Source organism: Enterococcus mundtii, from assembly GCF_002813755.1.
Classification (GTDB): domain Bacteria; phylum Bacillota; class Bacilli; order Lactobacillales; family Enterococcaceae; genus Enterococcus_B; species Enterococcus_B mundtii.
The window spans coordinates 26,821-51,564 of the sequence record NZ_CP018062.1 but is presented as its reverse complement, the minus strand read 5'-3'; the positions used below and the strand labels follow the sequence as shown (position 1 = coordinate 51,564).

Genomic DNA, 24,744 nt, shown 5'->3' with positions numbered 1-24,744 from the left:
AGCGCTACAAAATTGTAACGCTACATCTTTTGTTTCTATCAACTGAAACCGTTGGTTTCGTCATGACTATACGCCAAAATTTTACTCAGGTTGGTTTACATCTTCGTTATCGTCATTCTAAGGAGTAGAAGATAATTCCCAAGTCAGTGTGGATTTGTATTGTGTCGCATCTTTCGCTGTCGAACCAGGAATAAATAATCGGATGGCATTATTTGTAACTACATCAACCTTATCGTCCGCCTCTTGTGCATCTAAGTTTGCTTGATCCCCCCAAACGACGGAAGAAACACCCGCACCTTTATCTTTTTCCGCAGTCATCACGGATACAGCAGACTCATTTGGTATTAATTTTAATTCAGCTGCATGAGCCACTGGTGCATTACCAGGCGTACTTCCTCCATACTGGATACTTGGATTCAATAATGAAATCTGTGCACCACGCAAAGTATCATTGACTGTTTCAGTCGTTGCTTTGAAATCTGTCATACGTACTTGTAGATCCCAACCCGCATTCGTCCCACGGACATCTTGTACTTGTGCAAAACTGACATAAGGGACTTTATTTGCTTCACCAGTCGTACCGGTTTTTTGTTGTTTTTCTGCGATCATATTGTAAGTTTGATCCTGATTCGAGATCACTTGTGAACCGAAATTCATCGTGGCAGCTTTCATGATCGATAAAGGTCCAGTTGTGCCTGGCACTTCAGGCTCGATCTCAACATCTGGTCCTCCTTCTGGTGGAACAACGACGAGGTCTTCCTCTTCATTTGGTGTAAATTCAATTGTGCCATCGGTTGTGACGTTACGTATTTCTTTTGATGTTTCTTCAATTGTGTCGTCTGCGAATGCTGTGATACCGCCGGCAAAAATGGTGGAGCTTAACGCTACAATAGTAGCTAATCTAACGAATTTCATATATTTAAATCCTACTTTCTTTATTTGTTTTTTTCTTTTTGCGGATCCAAAACCAAAAACTAAGTGTGACTATGATGATCAGAATCCCCAACATTTTCCAAGTACCCATCTGACTCTCGTTCGTTTGTGGTAATCTTTTATGCTCGCTCTTTCTCACTTCTGAGGGTGATTGGGCAATTTCTTTTGGAAAGCTTGGTTTTACCTCAACTTCTGGTGCTGGCTCCGGTGTTCCTGGTGTTTCGTAGACGCCAGTAAAACCAATTTTCCCTTCAGTTTCTACCGAACGTACTTCTTTTCCAAAAACAACTAATGGCGCATATACTTGAATCAGCAACATACCCATACTTAGTATGTATCTTTTTTTGTTTTTCATATCCCTCTCCCTATAACCTTTCTTAGATTTCTCGAAAATCTTCGTTTTTAAGGAGACGACAAAAAAAAGACATCCGATCACATCGAATGTCTTGAAAAAGTTGTTAGATTAGTTTCTCTACCCTGAGATATAAATAACAAATTCCTATTATTAAAAACGAAGGTTTTTGAGAATTATTCTATAAGAATGTGCCTCTATGATAGATTCTTACCCAATAAATATTAACAGTTTTTCCGCTTTTAAAAAAACATTTATTTCACACATGTATGAAATAAATGTTTTTATTTTCTTTTTTGATCGTCTTATAAAAAAATGATCATATGTTCCAATAGAAACTAATTTTTCTTTTACGCGTGTCAACAGCTGTATTCAATAAAATGAAGTGACGTCAGGGTATACCCCGTTGGACTACTATTAAACATCTGAATCTAACTAATTATGTGAACTTTCAAATAACTAAAAATAATCATACATCTTGAGATATGTTATAAATTACTTACTCAACATATTGTCCAGCATTCGCCTCCACATATACCTCAACTTCATTTACAGGAATTGAGGGGAGCCAATAGTAATCGGACGGATTCCAATTGTTACCATAAGATTGTTTATCATCTAAAAGACAACAGATTGTATTCTATTTTAAATTTCCAGATGATTTAATTTTCAAAATATTTGTAATCTAATGTTTTATAAGTCAGATATTATTTTTTATTTTTAAATGCATTATCTGCGATACATTTGCTTGTTTTCATCTTTTTACGTAGTTTACTAAAATTCCTGAGCGTTATTTAAGCAATGTTTCTTTTTTTAGTACATAATTATTATAACAAATTAAGAAAGGAGAACTCTAATGAAAACTTTAGATGCTATTGCATTAACTTTATTGATTGTGGGAGGGCTGAACTGGCTGTTAGTCGGCTTGTTCGAACTTGATTTAGTTGCTATGATTGCTGGTGGTTCAACAACTATCTTTGCAAAAATCATTTATATCGTCGTAGGCATTTGTGCAATCTACTGCATGAAATTCTTCCCAATGATTACTAAAAAAGTTGACGAAACATATTAAAAAGCTATTATCTTCATAATCCTTCCCGTTACTGGGAAGGATTTTTCGTTTGTGATCATCTGTTTTACATATTTAAATATAAAAAAGGATTAAAAAATTTTGAGTTTTTGATACCTTTTTAAAATGGTTCCAGAATTCAACCTTCTAACTTTTAAGTTATTACATTTCAATTTGATTTTCAAAAAGCTTGTCAAGAACCAACGGGGCTCCTGGACAAGCTTTCTCTCAGTTTAATTTTCAGACATTTCTTAAGGCATCGTTAATAGGAGTTTCTCCATCGCGCATTTTGATGATCTTATGAATCGTATTATCAAATTTTAGAATTCCAGCAAGCGTGATAGCTACGTTCTCAATAGAATTTTCGGCAAATTTACCGTTATCTATGGTAATCTTCTGACTTCCTTTTTTATCTACTAAATTTGTCGGTTGTAAAATCGTATAGTCTAATTTAGTATTATGCACTAAGTAGGTATCTGCTAAAAACTTTGCGACATTGTAATCCGGAATTTCCTTTAGCCCTTTTTGTTTCCACTGTTCCGGTTCTAACGAAAAAATTGAACTAAGCATGATAAAACGAGAAACACCATTAATTCCTGCTGCTTGCATTATTTTTATCGCACCAAAAACATCTGTCTGTAACAGATTTTTTCCACGTGAACCGGCAGTAAAGTATATAGTATCAACTTTACCTATAGTTTCACTAATTGAAGACAAATCATCATGAAGATCTAAAAAGACAGCAGAGATTTGCGGATGTTTTCTTATGTTCTATGGATGACGAGACCCCGCTAAAATTTGATGTCCTTCTATAACAAGCTGATCGATCAACTTGCTTGCAACACGTCCTGTAGAACCAACTATAAATATTTTCATATAATCTTCCTCCATTGTTTTACTTACCTATCCAACATATCATCAAATTAAGATTAAATCAGTTTTATATTTTATCTATAGAAATCATTATGAAGGGATTGACTTCAGTTTTTTTATTTATTACTAGATGTACATATAATTTATGATAACATATGACTTCCTCTTATTGTCTTTGCGTTTTTTGCGTAAAGGCAAAGACAGAGATTCCTGTAATGAATTTAATAGTACCTTTTTAAACTAGTAGTACTTAATTCAGATAGCTACTAAATTTTTATAACTGATCACCGTTTTTTCTGAAGTAACGCTTACTTGGGCTATACTTAGAGTGACAACTGCCGAATTGTTTAGCAGGGATACGATGGTTCCAACGACTTGTTTCTTTTTATGTTTAAATGATACCTGTTGATTTTCTTTAAAAGCCAAGCCTTCAATCGATGGTTCTATTGGTTTCCACTTTCCAAAACTCATAATAATCTCCCCTTTTTAAGTATTAAAAAAACCGTCTCAAGCAATTGAGACGGTTGAACAAATCATTTATGCTGTGCAAATATTAACGGCTTGCATGCCACGTTGACCTTCTTCAGTATCAAAGGTGACTGCTTGACCTTCATCAAGAGACTTGTAGCCATCTGCTTGAATCGCAGAAAAATGAGCAAAGACATCTTGGCCATTCTCTCCGGTGATAAAACCAAAACCTTTATCTGCATTAAACCATTTTACTGTACCATTATTCATACTATTTCCTCCTTGTGCATCACTACGTATGCGTTTTGTTGCAATAATTGTTTGATAAGCAAAAGGAGAGTATAAATGTAAGCATAGCACTCTTAATACGTTTCAAAGTATATCACTATATTTAGTATACCACACAAGTGGGTTGTATTCCAATTTTATAAAATTTATTTTGGTCTAAAGACAATAATATGAGAGCAGAATGATGTTCATTCCGCTCCCATATTTGATTTTATACAACGAATCAGTCTTTATTGACAAAGATCCATAATTATTGCAGGTGATTTAAGATAAAATCATACTTTTCTTTGTTTATTTTTGCAGCAGTATTAACATTTGTGCGTGGTGCGCCTACATGAACACCTAAAATTTCATTAGTAGTATTAAAAACTGGCGAACCAGACTGACCGCCTACTGTAGACATATTATGTTCAATAAAGTAATTATCTACAAACGTTGCCTTACCTAAAGATTCCCACATTGTACCCCAGGGCTTATCTCCAGGATACCCGGCAGTTGACATTATAGTGTTTACGGGTAAATTGTTAACCACATTGAATTTTAAAGGCGGCACAACCTCACCAATACTTTTCCCATTCAAGGGTTCAATAATCATTAGAGCCATATCATTACTTAAAAAGTTATTCTCTAGATACTTGGGAAATATATGAATCTGACTCACTTTGAATTTACCGTAAGGTATTTTACTGCCACTTCTAGCAGGAATAACATACACACTCTCTTTTTCAGGTGTATCACGTACTCTATTTACAACATGAGCAGCGGTTAAAATAGTATTTTCCCCTATTACAGCTCCACTTCCAGCTGATCCATCAGCTGCAATAAAAGCGATACTATTATATGGAGGTTCTGTAGTGTCCATAACTTGCGTACGGTTATCTGTGCCGATTATTACTCTTGTCTGTGAACTATTTTGTTCAGCTACAGCATAACGATTTCCTAGACCAACTCCACCAAATATTCCTAACAGTAAAATAACCACGGTAAGTATTTTTTTCTTTTTCATTATTATTCCCCCTTTATATTCAAAATTTATACAGGCAAAATCATATCTCAAGTTGATAAATGTAAAAAAACTATTCTGAACATTTAAATGAACCTATATAGTTAAAAGTACTATCAAATATATTAACTGTCCAGACATATCATTTTATTACAATATAAATCTAATTTATGTGTAATTATTAGAGTACGGTTGAATACTATTTTATTAGAGTAAAATTGGAAATCATATTCTGCGTTTAAAGTGTATTTTAAATTGCTTAGAAAATTAAGTAATAAATTTGAAAATTGCTTGTATCCGATTTTCATCGATCAATCAAAATGAACAACGGCAAATTGAAAAAATGAAAAAGTTCGGCGTAGAAAAATTTTTCATCGAGAAATAATCCGAAGCAACGATTACTCATCAACCGATTTTCCAGGAAGCTTTAGAGTTTGTCAGAGAACAAGATATTTTTATTGTCGAAGCCATCGACCGATTAGGAAGAAATTATGACGAAATCATTGACTCAGTCAATTACCTCTGTGCAACTAATCATTACTAGTTTACCAATCATGGCTAAAGCGATTGGCAATCCTCTATTGTATAAATTCATCAAAGATTTAATCATTCAAATCCTGGCCATGATTGCTGAACAGGAACGTACAGAATCTAAACGACGCCAGACACAAGGAATTAAGCTTGCTAAGGCTAATGGTGTTTACAAAGAACGTCCTAAGCTCTATAGTGCGGACGCAAAAGCCCTCCAACGTCGCCTTTTTTATAAAAGCATCGTCGAGGATCTAAATCAGGGTATTGCTATTTCAAAGATTGCAACAGACTACAATATTACTAGATAAACAGTTTATAGAATTAAAAATGAAATCAACAATAAGAATACTTATATAAAGACAAATAATCATTAACCATTATAAAAACTCTTACTAAAGTAAGAGCCTACACATTTAAGTTATTCCCATCAGGCCATCAATCCATCATACCACATTGAAAATCATGGAATGTTTCGGGTCCATACTGCGATTGTACCCACATAGTTCTTTAAAGTAGATGAGATAGTCACTTTCGGCGATTCGAAGGATTTCCTCATCTGAAAAATTATCAAAGTCGATCAGATCTGCTACTAGCCTCATCCTGGCATCGATTCCTAATATCTCCGGCAATATTTTCCAAAAATTCTCCTGACAGATCTGACTCACTAAGGTCTCCAATTGTTGGATCTGGGTGTTTAAATAGACCTTTAGATCTTCACTTGCTAGTTTTTCGGCCTCTTCAAAAGTACCTTGAAAGCCCTCCAGATAGGCTTCTTTTGTAAAAAATGTCATTATTTTTTCCTTCCTTCTTTTAAAATATTTCCTGATCGATCAGTGGATTCAACTGATGCTTGACTCTTGCCCAATCTTGCGCCGTAGGAATACTTCCCATAAGAACATAATCTGTGTCAAGAGCGAAATCCAAAAGGTACGGTCGATAGTTCGTTACAATCAAATCAACGTGCTCATCATTTAAACGTTCCGGCGTCAATTCCTGAATTGGCATAAACAACAGCTTATGATATTCCCCTAGTAATACACGTGCCTGCATTCGGATTGATTGAACCACTAAGTAGTCGCCTTCTAATAAAAATAAAACTTTTTTGACCGGTTGGTAATAGTGGAACAATAAGTTCATATATGCCGTAAAACTCACCACGATATCTTCAAAATATTGGGCAGAAAAACTGAGTACTGGGGCGTGTTTTAAGAGAAATTGTTTATGGTCCTCATAAATCTGTTTGTCGCTTTTCTTCACCATCAAATGGATTTCTTTTAGCTCTTTGTTCAACACCGGACTCACTGCTTCATTCATCAAGTGCGAAATGAAAAAAGAGGTCATAAACTGTCCTAAAGTATCCGTATCCCACTGTTCAAAAAAAGGGTCAGAAAGGTAATCTGACACAATGAACTGAAGGTCCTTCCAATGGCTGAATCGTTGGTTAAAAGTTTGTTCTTGGTCCACACGATGGATCGTCCGTTTGGAAATAATCGATAAATGGATCCAAGCGAATTCTTCTTTTGGTAGATAGATCTCGTATTCCTGTTTGATCCTTTCTTGTAAAGAATAAAGCAACTGAAAATCTTTTTCTTGATAAATGCTTACCTTTAGCCATTCAGGTAAGGACACAAAATGGTTCTGATGGACTCGGACCATTGCGATATAAAGCTGGTAATAAAAGGCTGAAATCGTGATTCCTGTGCCCAATTCATACTTACCCAATTTGCCAGACAGTTCGTTCAAGACTAACGTATGTAAGCTTTCTGGCGGACGGATTGTATACGGAGTTTGTTCACTGCTATAATAAAAATCAAAAAAGAACTTTCGGATATTGACTTCTTCCCCTAAAAAATTGACTGGGTTAAAAGCAAGTGTTAACTCATACTCAGCTAATACCGGTCGGATTCTTAATAAAAACCTTCGCAAAGTACTCTCTGCATAACTGTACTGGTGAGCCAAGTCAGCCACTGTAAAATCTTTTCCCAAAAAAACATTTCCCACGATTTCAAATAACACTTCGTTTTCCAACAGTTGTTCTTTTTTTTCTTGGTAGTCACTACGATTTCGTTCTTCAAAACGATACCCACTATAATTCGAGCGCAATTCGATGCTTGTACCAAAATGGTTTTTGAATGTTTGAATATCTTTTATCAAGGTACGTTGTGAAATAGCCAGTCGTTCACTCAGCTCTCCAATCGTAAAACGTCGTTCTTGTTCCATCATACTTAACACCTGCATCCTTCGCTTAACCTCTGCGCTTGTAATAAACGCCATCTGAAACTCACGCAACTTTTTTCCCCCCTCACTTGTTCAAATATTTTTCTTTCCTGCCTGTTAAATCATCTTGACTCAAAAAATACAGAGAGCACTTCAATGATGTTCTCCTTGCTAGGTACGTAGGGAAGTTCAATCGTTGCACGAGCATTTCTAGCTTGTGGTTGATTCCCGATTTGTACATGGCGTACTAGTCCGAGTGGATTCATTTGGGCAGCTTCAACCACCTGTAGGCCATCTTTTTTTAAAATCGTTTCAATTTCCTGTTTGATCCATCGTGTCAAAGCACGTGGTCCTACTAGCTGATAGGAAACATAAATCGTCTGGCTATATTTTTTCTTTTCGGCTAAAAAACGTTCCATGAGTACGTCTAAAGGAGACGGTTCCTCACTGTTTGCATACGGCACTTGTTCTGGTGCTTCAAGTGTAGGCAGCTGGAAGAAGACCTCCATTAAAAAGAGGAGGATTTCGAAAAAATCATAAGTCAGACCTTCGGTCTCACCCATCGGTAACTCATACTCACTCGCAGGTGAAAACGTGCGGATAAATACTTGTTGTGTCATAGGGTTCAGAAACTGGCGTTCATCTAATGAGAGGAGGAACAACGCGGCTTTTTCTGATCCTGGAAGAGCCACACTTACCTGTTGATCCAAAGCCTGGGTTAGAGTCGTTTGAACTTGTTTATATGCCACTTGTTCATGTAAGCAATGACCCTGGTCAACCCGTTGCTTGGCTAGTCTCAGCCATTGATTAAACAAAGTTTGGTCTAGGTGCCAAGGCCCGTCTTGAATCGCCACTTTCTCCTGATGCAGGTCCTGAATATGTTCTGAAAGAAACCTGGGATACAATGGTAAGGTGAAATAAAAATCATAAAGGAATTGGCGAATACCCGCTTCTTCGCCCCACAATTGATTGTTTTTAGATTCAATTTGTATCCCATAATAGGTCTTTAATAACGTTTGAAGCTGCCGTTTCATCCGTTGAAACCGCGTACTCGAAACATCAAGATACGCCATCCACTGTTGATTGTCTAAACACGTTCCCGCAGCCAACTGATCCACCAAGAGAAAAAGTTTCTCTTTATCTAGTAACGCTTGTTTCTTCTCATAATACACTTTAGGGTTAAGAAAAGAAAAGTGGTAGCCCTTCTCATCGCCGATCAAATGGATTCTCTCACCAAAGTAGTCCTTGATCGCCTTCATGTCCTCAATAATCGTCCGTCGCCCAAATCCAGTCTGCTCAACTAAGGTGTGGGCGATAACGTGTTCCTCTTCTTCTAACGTTGCCAACAAGACCAGCCATCGTTTAGTCTTATCCGCCATGACTAAATGATCAAATAAAATGTGCATATCTTTTCTCTCCTTTCTATGAAGAAAAAGAAAAGAGCCGTAGCTCTTCTCTTTCTTGTGACTAATTGTCGGGAACTACACTTAGTTCCCAGGTGAGTGTTGTTTCGTATGTGCTTGCTCTTGGATTCGCGGTTGGAGGGACTTCAAGTGCCACGCTTTCGCTTGCACTTTCACCGTCACCAAACCGATAGATCCAGGTACCTGCTCCTTGGCCATCGAGCGCAGTCAAAAGTTTAGTCTTTTCTCCTGGAATTAAGGTGACACCGTCTTGATTATACAACATTGGTTCGTCGCTTCCATGAACAGACGCCAATTGTTGGTTCGCTAAAGACAAACGCGCCCCTCTTAGTTCATTTTCCTGTAGATCCGTAAATTGATTGTTTTGCGTAACTGCTAATTGCCAGCCGTGACGTTCCTCTTCTGGCCGTCGATCACTGATCTGGATATAGTTTGGTCGCTCTTCAGCCTCATTGACGGTTCCATCAGGATTTAACAAGCGTTGCGGTTGCGCATAATACCGCTTCGTTCGCGTAGAGATTGCTTGTTCGCCAAATGTGAATTGAGAAGCAAAATCAATACTTAATAAGCCTTGTTCTTCTTCGAGCTCAGGTTTATTCTCTGGATCGACTTCAATTTCTGGATTCATCGGATCTACCGGTGAAACAGGACCAAGATTCCCAACCGTTAAAATCGTCGCTGGTTCAAATGTCACATCATGAAACAGTAACTCGGTTGCCGGATTGATATTACCTCGATCATTATTTGTTTCAGGTGGAGCAACGACCTCTGCGACCTTTGCGGATCCTGCATTATCCCGTAAAAAGATTTGAATTTCATCATCTTCTTTTAGTGAGAGTTTACTTAGATCAAGCGTAAATCTGCCATCATCGTTAACAGTGACCTCCGACGTATCAAAGGATTGCCCATTATGCGTTGCGGTCACTTCAACCTCTTTATTTTCTGAAATCCCTTGGATGGTTTTACTATTTTCACCAATGATAGAAGATGAGAATTTCGCAGGTACCGGAGGGACAATTGGAAAGACTTCCACAGTGTTCGTTAAAATCTGATGATCAAAGCCTTCGGTCAGTTCTCCACTTGTTAATTCTACATGGCTGATTCGAACTTTTGATCCCGCTTCGAGGGGGGCAGGTAAGGTAATTTCAAAAAGTCCGCCACGTGGGGCTTCCCCGTAGATACTGATACCTGGTGATTCGTCTGAATGACCGACGGTCTTAGTCGTATAGTCTTGTGTGTGTCCTGATGGAGATTCTACTTCGACTGTCACGATCGCTTCATCATCCCACGCTGGACGACTATCGTCTAGTCCTACAGGAAGACTCACACGCCCATAGATTTTCTTATCAGCATTGGTTGGCACTCTCAGCTCATCTGCGATGGCCCATCGCCCATTATTACTACTTAAACGACTGTATGCAGTTAAACCTGTGTTTCCAAACACTTCCGTATTTAGTTGATCTGGTGCACTTGTCTCGCCTAATATGTTGAAATTTGCACCTCCGAATGAATAATCAATACTACGGAAATCCAAATCTGGATCCCCAGTAAGATCTGCACCATTTTTCCAAACAGATAAATCACTATTCGTCGCATTTAATGTAGAACCATTATTGACATTAAAAATATTTCCCCCACCTGAACGATTATTTTGAAAATTCATATACAGAGGATTCTCAAAGTTTACATTAATTACTGCAGCGCTAAATACTCCTGCGGTAGCTGACGCAGTTCGACCTTCGGCTCTAAATATACCCCCATTTTTTACATCAAGTGTAGGAGAACTTGTTCCCATGTCTAACGCAGGACCACTTTCAGCAATAATATTGACATTTGAACCAATTCCTTCAATAGAAAAAGAATTATTTGTACCACCTGGATAACTAATTCCTTGGTTATTTACTCCGATTCCTCCATCATTTGCTGTACCATTTCCAGGATTATAGACACTAAATTCACCGCCATTTTTAACCATTATGGAATTATTATTTCCAAACATGCGCATTCCAGGTGTTGATCCACCCGTTTTTTCAATACTCATCTTCGCATCATCAATCGTAAAACTACTACTACCAAATTGCATAAATCTTACCGCTGCTGCTGCACCTCCAGCAGGCTCAGAAGAAGCCCCTTGTTTAACTAGTAATTCTGCTTTCTCCGAAATGTTAAATTGCGCATTTTCACTCCAAAGTCCGATTGTAGTTGCCATATTACTAGTGATTTCAACAGAAGCTTCATCTGAAACATTAATTTCTGCTCCTGGTGATACCCCCACGCCAGTTCCCAAATACACTGTAGCTACAGAAAAAACGGCAGCGGCTGAACTAGCAATCGTAACTTCTGTACCTGCGTCTGAAACATCTAGTTTAGGATAACTACCATTTAGCCAAATACTGCTTGCACTAACAGAATTTATGTTAACTTTACTTTTAGAGGCAATATTAACTACATTAGTACTTCCTTGTGTATATATGTTACGTCCACTTGTGGTCTCCAAAGAAACCTCACTTGAGTTATTGATACTTAGGTTATTGTTACTTCCAATTTGTGAAATATTATCTCCACCAACTGTTTCTGACGAAAATATACTATTTTTTATTTCAAATATCCCGTTATTACCATCAGAATAGAAACTTGATCCGTTAAGCAGATTTGTTTCCAACTCACTATTTTCTATAATAGCTTGAGATGTATTACCTGTCATAACTAATCCTCGACGATTACCAGATGTGATATCAATGTTAATTTTTGAATCAAGAAGGTCTATCTTTGGTGAGTCACCTCTTAAATGTAACACATTATTCGCGGCATCTGTTGCAGCTACAGCTGAGCTCATGGTTGTGACAAATATTTTAGAACCACCAATCACAGAGAGCTCTGGTCTAGCATTATTATTGCCTATTTGAATATTCTCTGACCAACCAAGCCCAGAACTGTTTATATTGAATTCACTCTGATTATCCAGTGAAAGTAAAGCATCCGGTCCTTGTAAAATCATCCCTTGGGAATCACCAGTATCTGTCATGGTAAGCTGACTATTATCTAAAAGAACTCGTGGCGTCACGCCTTGCAAATAAATTCCTCGACCAGTGGAAGCAGCCATTTCCAATTGACTATTTGCCAGAGACAAGGTAGGTGTTTCCCCTATCAAATTCATCCGTTGTCCCGTACTAGAATGAATGGTCATCTCAGATTCATCCAATTGGAACAACGCATTTTCCCCAGACAAATTAACTGTAGTTCCAGTTGTCGTTTCTATTTCTGAAGAAGATTGAATCATTTTTACTGTAGGAGAAAGTCCTAAAATACTCAACGCTTCACCCGCAACAGTATGGATATTTAATTGCCCATCATTAACGTTTAACTCTGCATTTTCTCCATTTAAGTAGAAGCCTCTTCGGTTATTATTAGTCACTGAAATATTCAAAGAAGATTCGCCAGATATTGTTGTTTTGGGCTCTGCTCCTCTCAAGTGAAGAGCATTATTAACAGTATCTGTCGGTAATATAGCTGGGCTTGTTGTAGTGACGGATAGCTTAGAACCGGTTGTCACTAAGAGCTCTGGTCTAGCGTTGTTATTACCTATTTGGATATTCTCTGAATAACCGAGACCGGAACTATTTAAGTTGAATTCACTCCTATTATTCAGTGAAAGCAGGGCATCCGCTCCTTGTAAAATCATTCCCTGAGAATCACCAGTATCTGTCATAGCAAGCTGACTGTTTTCTAATAGTACTTGAGGCGTCACACCTTGCAAATAAATTCCTCGACCAGTAGAAGTAGCCATCTCCAACTGAGTGTTGACCAAAGATAAGGTAGGCGTTTCTCCTATTAGATTCATTCGCTGTCCAGAACTAGATTGAATGGCTGACTTGGTTTCATCTAATTGAAACAATGCATTATTTCCTGATAAATCAACGCCAATTCCTGTTGTGGTTACTATCTCTAAGGAGGATTTTATCATTTTTACTGTAGGAGAAACTCCTAGAAGACTCAATGCCTGACCCGCAGCAGTACGTACATTTAATTGGCTATCACTAACTTCTAACTCTGCATTTCCTCCATTTAGATAGAACCCTCTTCTGTTATAACTTGTCACTGAAACATTCAATTTGGAACCTCCGGAAATTGTCGCTTTAGGCTCTGCTCCTCTCAAATGAAGAGCGTTGTTTGCGGTATCTGTTGGTAACACAGCACCGCTTGTGGTCGTAACAGAAAGAGTTGAACCACCTGTAACAGAGAGCTCTGGTCTGGCGTTATTGTCTCCTATCTGAATATTTTCTGATGTTCCTAGCCCTGCTCCTGTTAAAATAAATTCACTCTCATTTGCTAAAGAAAGCAAGGCATCTGGCCCCTGTAAAATCATTCCCTGAGAATCACCAGTATCTGTCATGGTAAGCTGACTGTTATCCAAATGAACCTGAGGTGTTTCACCTTGCATGTATACCCCTCGTCCTGTAGAGGAAGTCATCACCATCTGCGTATTGGAAAGTTTTAAACGCGCAGCATCTCCAATCAAATTAACCCTTTGACCACTCGTACTAGATAGTTTTACAGTTGAAGTGTCAAAATTTACGGATGGTTCTCTACCAGTCACATTTATTGCTGTACCAGTAGGTGAAGTAAGTTGAATCGTACTATTTTTTGTAGAAAATATGGGAGTATCCCCAGTAATACTCACGGCTGATTGTGATGCGGAAGTAACAATTAATTCGGAGTCATTCACCATGAGTTGTGCGGTGTCTCCACCTAAGTGTATCCCTCTTTTTGCTGCAGTAGTTGTAATCGTTAAACTGCTCTCTGAGTTGATAAATATTTTCGGTCCAACTCCGGTAAGTACTACCGCATTATTTATTATATCTGATGGAACATCTCCTGTTCCTCCAGTAGTGATTGTGAGCTGACTATTTGAACTAATAGATATCTCTGGGTTTTCTCCCCTAAAATCGATTGTATTTGCTGCTCCAGCACTTGTGGTAATCGTTATGGTTGAACCATTTTCTATGATTAACTTTGGATTTGTTATAGTAGCTCCTGAAAAGAAAACAGTTGAGTTTCCTCGGTTAATGGTTACCCGTGCTTGGTTTATAGCGTATATTTCTTTTGCTTCAATAAAAATTGTAGTAGCTACAATCCCTTGAAAATTTGATTGGCCTCCTGTAAAAACTAGTTTCCCTTCAGGAGAGGATACTAACCTCAATTCATTGGCATTCAATGCTGTAATATCTTCTAATTCAATGGTCCAATTACGACTACTCTCAGAAGAGGCATTCATTAATGGAGTAGTACCTACCTTTGCAATAGTCGCATTTTCTATCCGGAAGGTAGTCTCTTCTTCTACATCTTCAAATTGAAAATAAAACCCATCGTTACCAAAAGTTAGTGTATGACCATTTCCTTGTATCTTGATTGGTCGGTCGATCGTCATGATATTGGCTGTACTTTCAGTTAAATTCGCTTGGACAGAGATAATGCTAACTTCAGGATTTGCGACAGCTTCTCTGAATGCAGCCATTGTTGAAACTTCTTCTGTATTTCCATCAAAGACCGCCTGTTTGAATGTTTCGTTCTCAGGAGGAATAGCTTCCTCTTTCGATTCTTCGGTTGCTACAGGCGCTCCTTTTTCTTCTGATTGTTCAGTCGTATTTGGATATTGCTCATGTTCTTCATTTGATTCATCAGATGAATCCTGATTCATTTCTGATTGATCTTCAGTCTCCGTTTCTTCCTTTTCCGATATTTCAAGTGTCGCAGTTACGTCTTCGATCGACACCTCATAACTACCTTCAGAATCAAAAACCACCGGAAGCACAAATGCTTGTTGCGCTCTCTCTGATTGAATCACCCATTCATCTGATTCTTCTTCTTGGTTGACGGTAACTCCAGCTTGTAACTGGTCTTTTACCAGCTTTGCTTCCTTCGGAAGGGTAATACTTGCCTCTGTCACCTCTTGATCTGAAACAAATGTCACCTTCAATGGCTCTTCAACCGTTCCTTGAAGGCGAGAGCGAGGAAAGGAAAAGCGAGGATTGCCTTCTTCCACTTCTAGATAGTTTTTTATGGATGGAAGTTCCAATTGTTCTTCTTCCTGTACTTGCCCCCCTTCCTTTTTATCCGTGGTTTCCGCATAGACGATGCCTACTGGCAGGAGGAATGCATGCAGAACAAGAATCATCGTCCCTAAAATGAGCATTCCTTTTTTCATTAGCTTTCTCATGGAATCCTCCTCTCTATACTTCTTTTTCGCTTTCACGTGCTCTTTTCTTTTGCCACATCAGGTAAAGCACAAGTCCAAGCATTAAAATGAGCAAAATAATCGCACCGATCATCCACCAATTGACACCAGAATCAATCATTACGTCTTCTCGATTTAACTTGCGGGCTTCATCGGCTTCAATCGTAAATTCACGCGTCCATGACCATTCATTCTCTCCCGATTTAGCTGTTAATTCTAGGACATAGTTCCCACTTCGAAAACGGTCGCCTTCTAAAGAAATCGGAAAATTGAAATTAGAATTTGGGGCCATCTGCATCATTTCTTTCTCAGCCTTATAGAGCACCTCGTTCTCCCCTGCTCGTTTCACGGTAGCTTCCACCGCCAATTGATTGACAAAAGTGGGCGTAAAGTTTTGTAGCGTGGCACTGATCACATTGCGATAGTTCAATTGATCCGCAAACACATCTAATAGTTCCAACTCCGGTTGCACCGAGTCTCGGGTATTACTGACGACCACACCTACCACATGGGCAAATTCATTCTTGATAGCTACGCCTTCTCCTTCTGGGACATCACTACCTTCCTCTTCTTTTACTTCGGTGATTCGTAAACCGCCGGCTAAATACCCTTCAAAGGCGTCTTTAGGCATTTGAAGAGGAATTTCTATGACCTTTGTTTCATTTCCCGCTACAGTAATGACCTCCGAAGGAGTCATCAGCTCATCCAAAGAATGAATCAAGGTCGGATCTGCTTCTTTGGCGTCTTTTCCATACTCGACATTCCCCAAAGTATTCGTATAAGCCGTATGCGGTGTCAGCTGAACGTTGATTGGTTCTGAACTGGAATTGCCGACTTCTAGTCGCAAAGTCTCTTTTTGCCCAGGTGAGAGCAATAACTCATAGTATCCTTTACTTTCATCCACTTGGCTCTCTGGAAAAAGAGGGGTAACGTACGTATTTAAACCAGCTTCTTCGGCCTGAACCGTCGGATGCGGCAAGAAAAAGAAGAGCACTATAAGCAACCATAGACTTTTTTGTATCGTTTGTTTGTGTATCATTTGTCATAATCCTTTCTAAAAAAGCAGCGTCACAGAAATCTGTAACGCTGCCAGTGACTAATAGAACATAGAAATAAGAATGGTTACTTCTTAAACCGCATCAGGTGCCTCATTTTCTGGTGTTAGTTCTAATTCCCATGTCAATGTAGAGGTATACGTTACTGCATCTTTGGCAGTCGAGCCAGGAACAAACAATTGGATCGCCTTATTTTCGACGACATCTACCCCATCTTCCACTTGTTTTGCGAGCGCATCATGATCTCCCCAAATAACGGAAGAAGTTCCGCCACCCTTTCGGTTAGCAGCCGTCATGATCGGCACGGCGTCTTCATTTGGAATCAACTCTAAACCACTTGCGTGAATCGTCGGTTCCTGATCTGCATCATTGACACTGTAACGAAGAGAAGGATCGAATAACGTGATTCGGGCGCCTTTTAACACACTATTTAGAGTATCAGTTTCTGTTTGAAATTCACTTAAACTCACGCTCAGTTCCCATCCTTCATTGGTGCCGCGAGTGTCTTGGACTTGCGCCATACTGACATAAGGAATCATGTTTTCTTCGCCTGTTGTTCCGGCTTTCTGTTGCATTTCCGCAATCATGTTGTAATGTCCATCAGCAGTTGAGATAACTTTAGTCCCAAAGTTCATTGTTGGAACTGTTGCAATCGTTAGTGGTCCTGTACCAGGAATTGGTGGGATCGTCACTTCTGGCCCTTCAGGATCAGGTTCTACTATTGTGTCTTCAATATTTGGAGTGAAGGTGACCTGACCGGACGTCGTTGTTTTACGTACTTCTTTTGAATCTTGTCCTGTATCTTCAGCAAAGACTTGTACGCCTCCTGCGAAAATCGTGGTTGATAATGCGGCTACCGTTGCTAAACGAATAAATTTCATGCTTAAATTCCTGCTTTCTTTTAATTAATTTTTTTGTGTTGCTTTTCTTTTTTTATTCCCTACGACTAATAAAACACCTGCCACTAACAAACTGCCAATCCATAGTCCGAGTGAACTACCGGTCATATTGGTTTTCGGCAAAGTTCCTCCCGGCTTTTGTGGACTGGTGCTGGGAGGTGGATCTGGTGATCCGATCGGTTCATAAGTTCCTGTAAATCCAATGGATCCTTCTGACTCGACGGATTGGACCTGTGTACCATAAACCTGCGTCGGAAATTGTATCGCTATTATTAGGGATATTAGACCAATCATAAGACCAATAGTTTTTCGCATCTTCCCTCCTCCTTTAAAATCTATCTCAAAAACTATCGTTTTTGGGTGTACAGCAAAAATAGACATCCGGACTTGTCAGATGTCTAAAGTAATGTTGTTAAATTGGGGTTTCGTTAACTTAGCACATATAAGTATTTCGTTATTCCAAAAAATGATGGTTTTTAATAAGTTTTAGTGAACAAAAAAGGCTTATCTTTCAACCTTCTTTATATTTATTATCTTATAATATTTTATACAATATTAAAAATCACAATTTTCACCTCGTTATGCATATTTAGAAAATAATTCTGATAAAGAAATAAGAACACGAATTTATCAGAATGAATGGGAGAAAATAATTAGCGCGCAAGAAAAATAAAAGGTAAGGATCAAAAATCTTTAAGTTTTTGATCCTTACCTTTTATTTTTCTTGCGCAACTTCGATGTCATTTTCTAATTTAAGTGTTCAACAGCTAAATAGAAATTCCAGCAGGGTATACCCTGTTGGTCTTTGTTGAGTATCAAGATACATATAATTTTTGATCTGTAGATATATTGAGAATTTTATTCTTATATAAAGTAACCACAGCTAGTTTTCAATTGTTTGGATTATATTACAAAATAAACTTTATTGAGTACCTGCATCTAAATATCTCCCCCACGTTACATTCCAAACATATTACTTGATTAACCAATTACTTTGTCAGTCATCTCAGATGTAAATGTTAATGTAGTAGAATAAGTACCAGCTTTAAATGTACTTGGCGAACCAAGAATACCTAGTTCTAATCTGACTAGTTCTTCTGTTTGCCCTGCTGTATAGTCATAAGTTCTCAGAGTATTATTAACTGGTAGTGCATTTCCATCTAAAGTAACATAAGCATTTATAGTTGTTGTAGGATCAATGAATCTTTTAAGTTCAATTTCTCCTGCATCAATTAAACCATCAGTTAACGAAATTGAGACTAATTTCATTGGACTCAAATTGTGAGAAACAGAGTTGATTTTTAATGGCACAGATCCAAAATTATCTAAGACAACCTTAGAAGGTATTGAAATAACATACTCACTTCCAACCTCGTATTCCACTTCAGTTTGGTCATCTGCTTGTACGATGCCACCAAATAGACTTAAAGACGCTAGCACTGCAAATCCTGTAATAATTTTTTTGATCATAAGTATTCTCCGTTTATTCTGATTTGAATTTCGTTCTATTCTAATTTTTATCCCTATTACAATTCTATAATCCCCCTTTCCTTATCTGAATCCCTATAATTAATGCAATCAGATTACAAATAACAACCAAACAAAATGTATAAAGTATTTTTTTAGTTTCATTCATGTACTTACTCCTAATAAAAATCTACGGTGAAATTTAAAATCCCTTCGTAGGTTCCTGCTAATTCTTTTTCTTCAGCTTGCTGAATGTATAAAATATTTTCTTCCTTTTTTATACCTGCTACTTCTAATACATTAGTTGATTCAAGATATTCTTTTTCTTTAGTAATCACCTTCTCAAGTATCCGTGTACTGTCGTGTATATTTCTTAATGACACTTTTTCATCTGTTGAAATGATCAAAGTCTTTGCTTCTACATAATTTTCCGCAACTACCTTTAATTGATTAGTTTCATTTAGATTTATAGTTGCTGGTATGCTCACGGTATAAGCAGGAGTATATTGTGCATACAATGTGAGCGAGCTGGATATGGGAGTTGTGAAATCGTATGGATTGTTTCCATCTTTATCTGTCGACCAATAGTCAAATATATAACCCTTCTTTTCCGGTATATCAGGAACAATCCAATTTTTACCGATAATACTTCTTTGACTATCAACTTCTGTCCCTCCTATCGTATCGAATGTCAAGGTATGCAACTCTTCGATACGATAAGTGTTTCTTACTCCGTTTTTGTTATGAAAATTAACTAATTGATCACTATCTATTATTTCATCTTCTGTGTCTGCCCATACGTATCCTCTACTAAGATTGGGCATATACATAAGGGTACTTAATGTTACTTTAGACCCGATCGTAATTTTAGCAGGTAAGGTATCTTCAAAGAATTTATAAACTGAAACATTAGATGGTATAATCCAATTATCAATATTTAATTCTTTTAAATTCGTCATATCTCTAAATAAATACTCTGCTTCTCGCAAATTGTTTGTCACAAAATGAGATAGATCTAATCTTTCGACGCTAGCTAATCCAGAAAAGCACGCAGAAATTTTTTCTACATTTGAAACATCAAATCCTTGTAAGTTCAAGTTTGTTAAACTAGTCATTGCTGAAAACATATACTCCATATTCTTAACGTTTTTCATTTGAAAGTTTGACACATTTAATTCAGTAATATTAGACGCATTTTGAAACATAAAACTCATATCAGTTGCTTTTCCAGTATTAAAGTTTGAAACATCCAATTGAGGTCCTTTATAACCTATAAACATTGAACTAAAATTAGTGGTGTTTTCAGTGTTAAACTTGCTTACATTTATTGAACTTATAGAGTTACAGCCTTGAAACATTCCTGATAAATTGATTGCTTTACTCACATCGAAATTAGCTACGTCCAACTCTTTTACCTTTCTACAAAATGCAAACATTTTACTAAAATCAATTGAATTAGTGGTTTTAAAATTAGAACAATCAATTTTTTCTAATTTCACACAATTTTCAAACATAGAAGCAAAGCTTGTTGAACTACTAGTATCGAAACTGGACAAATCTATCGTTTCTAAGTTTTCACAGTTATAAAACATCAAAGCAAAAGACTTTGCATTCCCAGTTTTTAATTTTTCCAGTCCCTCGACTGCTATTAAATTGCTACAGTTATAAAACATCGTGCTAAATCCGTCACTATTGTTGGGCGGATCTATTTCGTCAGTAATAATGACTTTAGTTATTTGCCTTCGCCAAGAGTACCATCCAGAAAAAGTTCCTGACCATGATCCTCCCCCACAGACAAGTACCCCATCTTCGTACAGAGTCCAAGTAAATCCAGTTCCATTTTGACCTGAAGCAAGTACCTCTGCTTCTCTATTTTGTGTCTGTGTAACTTCTATTGAACTTCCTTTTACTTCTTCTTGATCTAATGATTCAGAAACTGTTGGCTCATCAGACTCTTTTACTTCCTCTGAACCTTCCTCTAACTCTGATTCAGCATCTATCTCCACCGATGATTCAATATCCTCTAATTGATCATCTTGTACTTCATCAAGTACTTCACTATCAATTGTATCTTCAAATAAAACTTCATTCTCAACAGCATAACTTATATTGGCTGGAATACTTAATACCGCCAGAATCACTACTATTAATGTTTTCCTTTTCATCGTTCGCCTCCGTTTCAAATAAACCAACGCCTCAAAACAATTAATAATTTAACAAAATTCGATTCCCTTGAGGTTTACAAAAACGAAGCGAGTGTACATTTATTCCATGTTTGTAAATTCTCCAACATAACACGCGCATGTAAAACTTAGAATCTATACTTTTTTATGGTCGTAAAATATTCTAAATCACATATTGATCTCTAAGAAATAAAATTAGAAGGAAAGATTAAAGAAAAGTGCTCAGACTGATTAAGAGAGTATCCCCAATTTTCTTTGTTAAAGTGCTTAGATTCTTCTTCAACCATCTCAATCAGTTCCGCTTCTGTCATCCCGTAATATTCCATGAAATTTAAGCTTTCATGCAACAAAACTAATTTTTCATCTAAAATGATCAACTGTACTATATTTTCCCAAACGGCCTCTTGAGAGAACTTAGTGATACAATTCAATACATCAGACTTTATTTGTTTAAAGTACGTCTCTATTTCTTTGAAATTTTTCATACCTTTTTTATTCAGTATATCCTCAAAGGTAGTTAAATAGAAATCTTCATTTCTCATAACAGCCATGATGTTCTCCTTTCCACTTACTTTAGCCTATGAACTTATTTTCATTAAGACTTAAATATAACAAGTAAGTGTGTGCTATTACCCTTTACACTTTGATAACGTAAAATCAATAAATTTTTTTGAGTATTAATTAATCTCCAAATAAATATTCTGTAGACTAACTGCTAAAAGATTTAAAATTTTATCAGAAATTTTTTGGGGAGATTCATCTAAATTATGGTGAAACCAATTTTCTACTATTGAAGCCACTCCGTTCGTTAAAAACAACGAATAATATTCAAGAATCTCTTGATCGATTTTTTTATAATAAAGGTCAGGTAGTGCTTGAATAAAATGCTCATAGTAAACTTTTTGTAAAATTTTCATAAAGTCAATTGATACTTTTGGACTTAGTAAAATAAGAATTAAATTTTTATTGCTTAAAAAGTATTCAATAATTCCTAACGTATTAGGATATAAAATAGTTTTAATTGAGTCTTTACTTGTCATATCAATTTGATTTAAAAAATCTATATTCTCTTTTTGGAGAAGATCAAATTCAGATAAAAAATCATCTAACACACTTAACAACACATCATCTTTATTTTTAAAATAATTATAGAATGTCGTTCTACTAACAAAAGCTTTCTCTACGATTGTTGAAACGGCTATTTGTTCATAACTTCTTTCTTGTAATAACCCCAAAAACGAATTCTCAATTATTTTCTTTACATCTTGATTGCTCATATTTATCCTCTTTTCCTAAAAGCTACTGTTTACATTATAAAACTTTGTTGTGTTAGTATTGAAGTGGGGGGATTGGTATGTACTCAGAAGATAAGATTAAAGACGCATTGATTACACTTTTATCTGAGAAAAATTTAGATAAAATAAAAGTCTCTGAAATAGCTGAGGTTGCTAATGTTAGTCGCGTGACTTTTTATAAATATTTTAATGACAAAGAATCTGTATTAGAACAAATATTAACTGACTTTACGGCAAGTTTAGATCAAATTTTTTATAATAATGTAAAAGCCTTAAATAAAATTGATTTTTCTGATATCAACAAGATAAAGTCTGATTTGGCTCCGCATGCTTTTGAGATAGTTTCATTCTTATATGAAAAGAAGGAACTGATACAAACTCTTATGCTACCAACAACTAATACGAACATATTGAAAATAAGTTATGATAAATTCTACCAACAATTTAAACTATGGCTTCCACAAAAATTTCAAATTAATTATGATCCAAAAACATTAAATCAATACTCGGACTTTTTAACTCGAGGGACTGCCCTCCTTCTCGGTACATGGTTTAGAAAAGGTTTTAAGCAGTCTCCTCAAGAAATGACAGAAATTGTTATAAACGTTCTAAGTCCTAGTCTATATAATATTTACCATCGTACTTATCGCTCTGAAAATAAATAGTTATCCCTTAATCTCTACTATTCTTTTTCTGAAATGAGTACCCAATAATAGTTACTAAACAAAGAGTCATTCCTATTTGTAAAAATATTGAACTTGATTTTTCACTTAATTTTGGGAGAACCCCACTATTATTTATTTCAGTTGGATTAGAGGCTTTATCTTCTTCAATAATTAGTGTCAATTCTGTTTGATTAGCATCTGCAAAAACAGAATTGACACTAATCGTAGAAAAAAGGATTAGATTCATTAATATTCCTATGAATAGAAAAACTACTTGTTTGCGTATCTTCATCTTGTTATTCCTCTTTTAATTCAGCGGTAAATACAATACTTCCTTTATATTCTCCAGCTTTTGCATTTGACCAATCAGCTTCATCAATATCTGACCATAAATCTAATTTCGTTTCTAATCCGGCTAAAATATCTGTTTCTGAAAAAGAGTAGTCTGCTAATTCATCCGTAGATTGATTATATTTAATCGTAAAGGGTAATACATCGTTACTTCCGACGCGTTCAAATTGATTAACTTCCGTAGTGACTTTTACTGTTTGGTCAGGTGCTATATCACCAGTTACATATAAATCTCCGATATTGATATTCTTATCAGTAATAGTTTGATTCGAAGGAATATTAAGAATGTAGTTGCTCTCAAAGTTTGCCGTTAATTCTGTTGTATCTGCTAGAATAGTTGTACTAATTGATAAAGGGGCTACACCAGCAAGTAAAAAACCTAATTTATTTAAACTCATTTTCATATTAATCTTCTCCCAGCATTTTTGATTTGTATTCTGAAGTAAACGTTAACGTTGTAAAATATGTTCCCGCTCTCTTATCACCTTCTGGTTCATCCACGAATAAAGTTGCTACAGTATCAGTTTGACCACTTTTATAGTCAAATGTACCAATTTCTGGTTTATTTATAGAGATTGGGGCTCCTGACGTTGTAACGTTACTTTTTAATGTACTGATATTTCCCGTGGTATCCCCGTCTCTCTTTAAAGTGATTTCACTATCCGCAGTCAAACCATTCGCAATAGACAGAGATACATAGCGATCTGGATCTATATTATGCGAAATTGTCTTTATATCAATATACGTGCGTCTTCCTTCATCTAGCTCTACCGTAGCAGGTATGCTCAATAAGTATTCACTGCCAACTTGATAAGATAATTTAGTTTGATCATCCGCTTGTACCTTGTTCCCAAATAAGCCTAAAGTTCCTAATGCTATAACTCCTGTAATTAACATTTTTTTCAACCCAATTTACCTCCATAATATATTTATTTACATATCTTTTATTCAGGAACATCTCTATCTCTTATTTCTGAACCGAATGTCAGTGTCGTTGTATATTTTCCTGACTTATAGTTGTCTTGAAGTGGATCGATAAATAGTGTAGCAACTGTATATTCTTGGGGATTTCTTGCATCGAATATACTAATTTCTTTATCAACTAGATTGATTGAGGCCCCGTTGTTAGTTATAGTTGTCTTAATTGTCGTATCTGTATCCATATATCTTGATAAAGTTATTTCGCTATTATCAGTTAATCCATTCTCTAATGTAATCATTACATATTCTGTAGGTGATAAGTTATGATTCTTTGTTTTAATATCAAGATAGGTTTTAGAGTAATCACTTAATGTTACTTTCGCAGGTATCTCTAATAAATACTCACTACCTACCGAAAATTCCACTTGTGTCTGATCATCTGCTTGTACCTTATTTCCAAATAAACCTAAAGTTCCTAATACTATAACACCTGTAGCTAACACTTTTTTCATTAA

General features: G+C 36.5%; 23 protein-coding genes and 1 pseudogene. 3 read left to right on the top strand and 21 right to left on the bottom strand.

Annotated elements, in window-relative coordinates:
• Positions 1-117: 117 nt before the first annotated feature.
• Both EM4838_RS15930 and EM4838_RS15925 read right to left on the bottom strand, forming a co-directional pair.
• Entirely contained in the window at positions 118-915 is a 798-nt protein-coding gene (locus EM4838_RS15930) for a WxL domain-containing protein (protein ID WP_071868078.1), read from the bottom strand.
• A gap of 4 nt (positions 916-919) precedes the next feature.
• Positions 920-1,288, bottom strand: coding sequence for an LPXTG cell wall anchor domain-containing protein (locus EM4838_RS15925; protein ID WP_071868077.1), 369 nt, complete (start codon positions 1,286-1,288; stop codon positions 920-922).
• 853 nt (positions 1,289-2,141) lie between these two features.
• On the opposite strand from EM4838_RS15925, the gene EM4838_RS15920 reads away from it, so the two are divergent.
• Positions 2,142-2,357 (top strand): DUF378 domain-containing protein, encoded by a 216-nt coding sequence (locus EM4838_RS15920; RefSeq protein ID WP_071868076.1) that lies wholly within the window; start codon positions 2,142-2,144, stop codon positions 2,355-2,357.
• 237 nt (positions 2,358-2,594) lie between these two features.
• On the opposite strand, the gene EM4838_RS15915 is transcribed toward EM4838_RS15920, so the two are convergent.
• The 4 genes from EM4838_RS15915 to EM4838_RS15900 all read right to left on the bottom strand — a co-directional run bounded on the left by EM4838_RS15915 (position 2,595) and on the right by EM4838_RS15900 (position 4,989).
• On the bottom strand, positions 2,595-3,122 hold the full coding sequence (locus tag EM4838_RS15915) for an NAD(P)H-binding protein (RefSeq protein WP_307725293.1): 528 nt from the start codon (positions 3,120-3,122) through the stop codon (positions 2,595-2,597).
• A 360-nt stretch (positions 3,123-3,482) separates the two neighbouring features.
• Entirely contained in the window at positions 3,483-3,698 is a 216-nt protein-coding gene (locus EM4838_RS15910; protein ID WP_071868075.1) for a hypothetical protein, read from the bottom strand.
• A gap of 66 nt (positions 3,699-3,764) precedes the next feature.
• The gene (locus EM4838_RS15905; RefSeq protein WP_071868074.1) at positions 3,765-3,965 is read right to left on the bottom strand and encodes a cold-shock protein; all 201 of its coding nucleotides are present in this window, start codon (positions 3,963-3,965) and stop codon (positions 3,765-3,767) included.
• 268 nt (positions 3,966-4,233) lie between these two features.
• Positions 4,234-4,989 carry a trypsin-like serine peptidase gene (locus tag EM4838_RS15900; protein WP_071868073.1) on the bottom strand — a complete coding sequence of 252 codons (756 nt, stop codon included), beginning with the start codon at positions 4,987-4,989 and terminating at the stop codon, positions 4,234-4,236.
• A gap of 394 nt (positions 4,990-5,383) precedes the next feature.
• Here EM4838_RS15900 and EM4838_RS15895 point away from each other — a divergent pair.
• A pseudogene (locus EM4838_RS15895) lies at positions 5,384-5,825 on the top strand (recombinase family protein).
• Positions 5,826-5,960: 135 nt separating this feature from the next.
• On the opposite strand, the gene EM4838_RS15890 reads toward EM4838_RS15895, so the two are convergent.
• From EM4838_RS15890 to EM4838_RS15840, 11 genes are all read right to left on the bottom strand, one after another.
• Positions 5,961-6,308 (bottom strand): DUF7006 family protein, encoded by a 348-nt coding sequence (locus EM4838_RS15890; RefSeq protein WP_071868072.1) that lies wholly within the window; start codon positions 6,306-6,308, stop codon positions 5,961-5,963.
• Between the two features lie 19 nt (positions 6,309-6,327).
• Positions 6,328-7,806 carry a helix-turn-helix domain-containing protein gene (locus EM4838_RS15885; protein ID WP_100917309.1) on the bottom strand — a complete coding sequence of 493 codons (1,479 nt, stop codon included), beginning with the start codon at positions 7,804-7,806 and terminating at the stop codon, positions 6,328-6,330.
• A 50-nt stretch (positions 7,807-7,856) separates the two neighbouring features.
• On the bottom strand, positions 7,857-9,140 hold the full coding sequence (locus EM4838_RS15880; RefSeq protein ID WP_100917308.1) for a helix-turn-helix domain-containing protein: 1,284 nt from the start codon (positions 9,138-9,140) through the stop codon (positions 7,857-7,859).
• A 61-nt stretch (positions 9,141-9,201) separates the two neighbouring features.
• The gene (locus EM4838_RS16940; RefSeq protein ID WP_233433789.1) at positions 9,202-15,375 is read right to left on the bottom strand and encodes a WxL domain-containing protein; all 6,174 of its coding nucleotides are present in this window, start codon (positions 15,373-15,375) and stop codon (positions 9,202-9,204) included.
• A gap of 13 nt (positions 15,376-15,388) precedes the next feature.
• A complete protein-coding gene (locus tag EM4838_RS15870) occupies positions 15,389-16,432 on the bottom strand; it encodes a WxLIP family cell surface protein (protein ID WP_100917307.1) in 1,044 nt (347 codons plus the stop codon).
• Positions 16,433-16,522: 90 nt separating this feature from the next.
• The gene (locus tag EM4838_RS15865) at positions 16,523-17,329 is read right to left on the bottom strand and encodes a WxL domain-containing protein (protein ID WP_100917306.1); all 807 of its coding nucleotides are present in this window, start codon (positions 17,327-17,329) and stop codon (positions 16,523-16,525) included.
• Between the two features lie 24 nt (positions 17,330-17,353).
• A complete protein-coding gene (locus EM4838_RS15860; RefSeq protein ID WP_071868109.1) occupies positions 17,354-17,662 on the bottom strand; it encodes an LPXTG cell wall anchor domain-containing protein in 309 nt (102 codons plus the stop codon).
• A gap of 666 nt (positions 17,663-18,328) precedes the next feature.
• The gene (locus tag EM4838_RS15855) at positions 18,329-18,817 is read right to left on the bottom strand and encodes a hypothetical protein (protein ID WP_100917305.1); all 489 of its coding nucleotides are present in this window, start codon (positions 18,815-18,817) and stop codon (positions 18,329-18,331) included.
• A gap of 176 nt (positions 18,818-18,993) precedes the next feature.
• Positions 18,994-20,979, bottom strand: a complete 1,986-nt coding sequence (locus EM4838_RS15850) for a BspA family leucine-rich repeat surface protein (RefSeq protein ID WP_100917304.1) — start codon at positions 20,977-20,979, stop codon at positions 18,994-18,996.
• A gap of 200 nt (positions 20,980-21,179) precedes the next feature.
• Positions 21,180-21,548, bottom strand: a complete 369-nt coding sequence (locus tag EM4838_RS15845) for a DUF7006 family protein (RefSeq protein WP_071867407.1) — start codon at positions 21,546-21,548, stop codon at positions 21,180-21,182.
• A 126-nt stretch (positions 21,549-21,674) separates the two neighbouring features.
• A complete protein-coding gene (locus tag EM4838_RS15840) occupies positions 21,675-22,274 on the bottom strand; it encodes a TetR/AcrR family transcriptional regulator (RefSeq protein ID WP_071867406.1) in 600 nt (199 codons plus the stop codon).
• Positions 22,275-22,351: 77 nt separating this feature from the next.
• Here EM4838_RS15840 and EM4838_RS15835 point away from each other — a divergent pair, with 77 nt between their 5' ends.
• Entirely contained in the window at positions 22,352-22,957 is a 606-nt protein-coding gene (locus tag EM4838_RS15835; protein WP_071867405.1) for a TetR/AcrR family transcriptional regulator, read from the top strand.
• A 7-nt stretch (positions 22,958-22,964) separates the two neighbouring features.
• Here the strand turns inward: EM4838_RS15835 and EM4838_RS15830 are convergent, their stop codons facing one another.
• From EM4838_RS15830 to EM4838_RS15815, 4 genes are read right to left on the bottom strand one after another with little or no spacing between them, the layout of a single operon-like run.
• The gene (locus tag EM4838_RS15830) at positions 22,965-23,249 is read right to left on the bottom strand and encodes a hypothetical protein (protein ID WP_071867404.1); all 285 of its coding nucleotides are present in this window, start codon (positions 23,247-23,249) and stop codon (positions 22,965-22,967) included.
• 4 nt (positions 23,250-23,253) lie between these two features.
• The gene (locus EM4838_RS15825; protein ID WP_071867403.1) at positions 23,254-23,712 is read right to left on the bottom strand and encodes a hypothetical protein; all 459 of its coding nucleotides are present in this window, start codon (positions 23,710-23,712) and stop codon (positions 23,254-23,256) included.
• Between the two features lies 1 nt (position 23,713).
• Positions 23,714-24,214 carry a hypothetical protein gene (locus tag EM4838_RS15820; protein WP_071867402.1) on the bottom strand — a complete coding sequence of 167 codons (501 nt, stop codon included), beginning with the start codon at positions 24,212-24,214 and terminating at the stop codon, positions 23,714-23,716.
• A gap of 38 nt (positions 24,215-24,252) precedes the next feature.
• Complete coding sequence (locus EM4838_RS15815) at positions 24,253-24,741, bottom strand: hypothetical protein (RefSeq protein ID WP_071867401.1); 489 nt, start codon at positions 24,739-24,741, stop codon at positions 24,253-24,255.
• Positions 24,742-24,744: the final 3 nt, after the last annotated feature.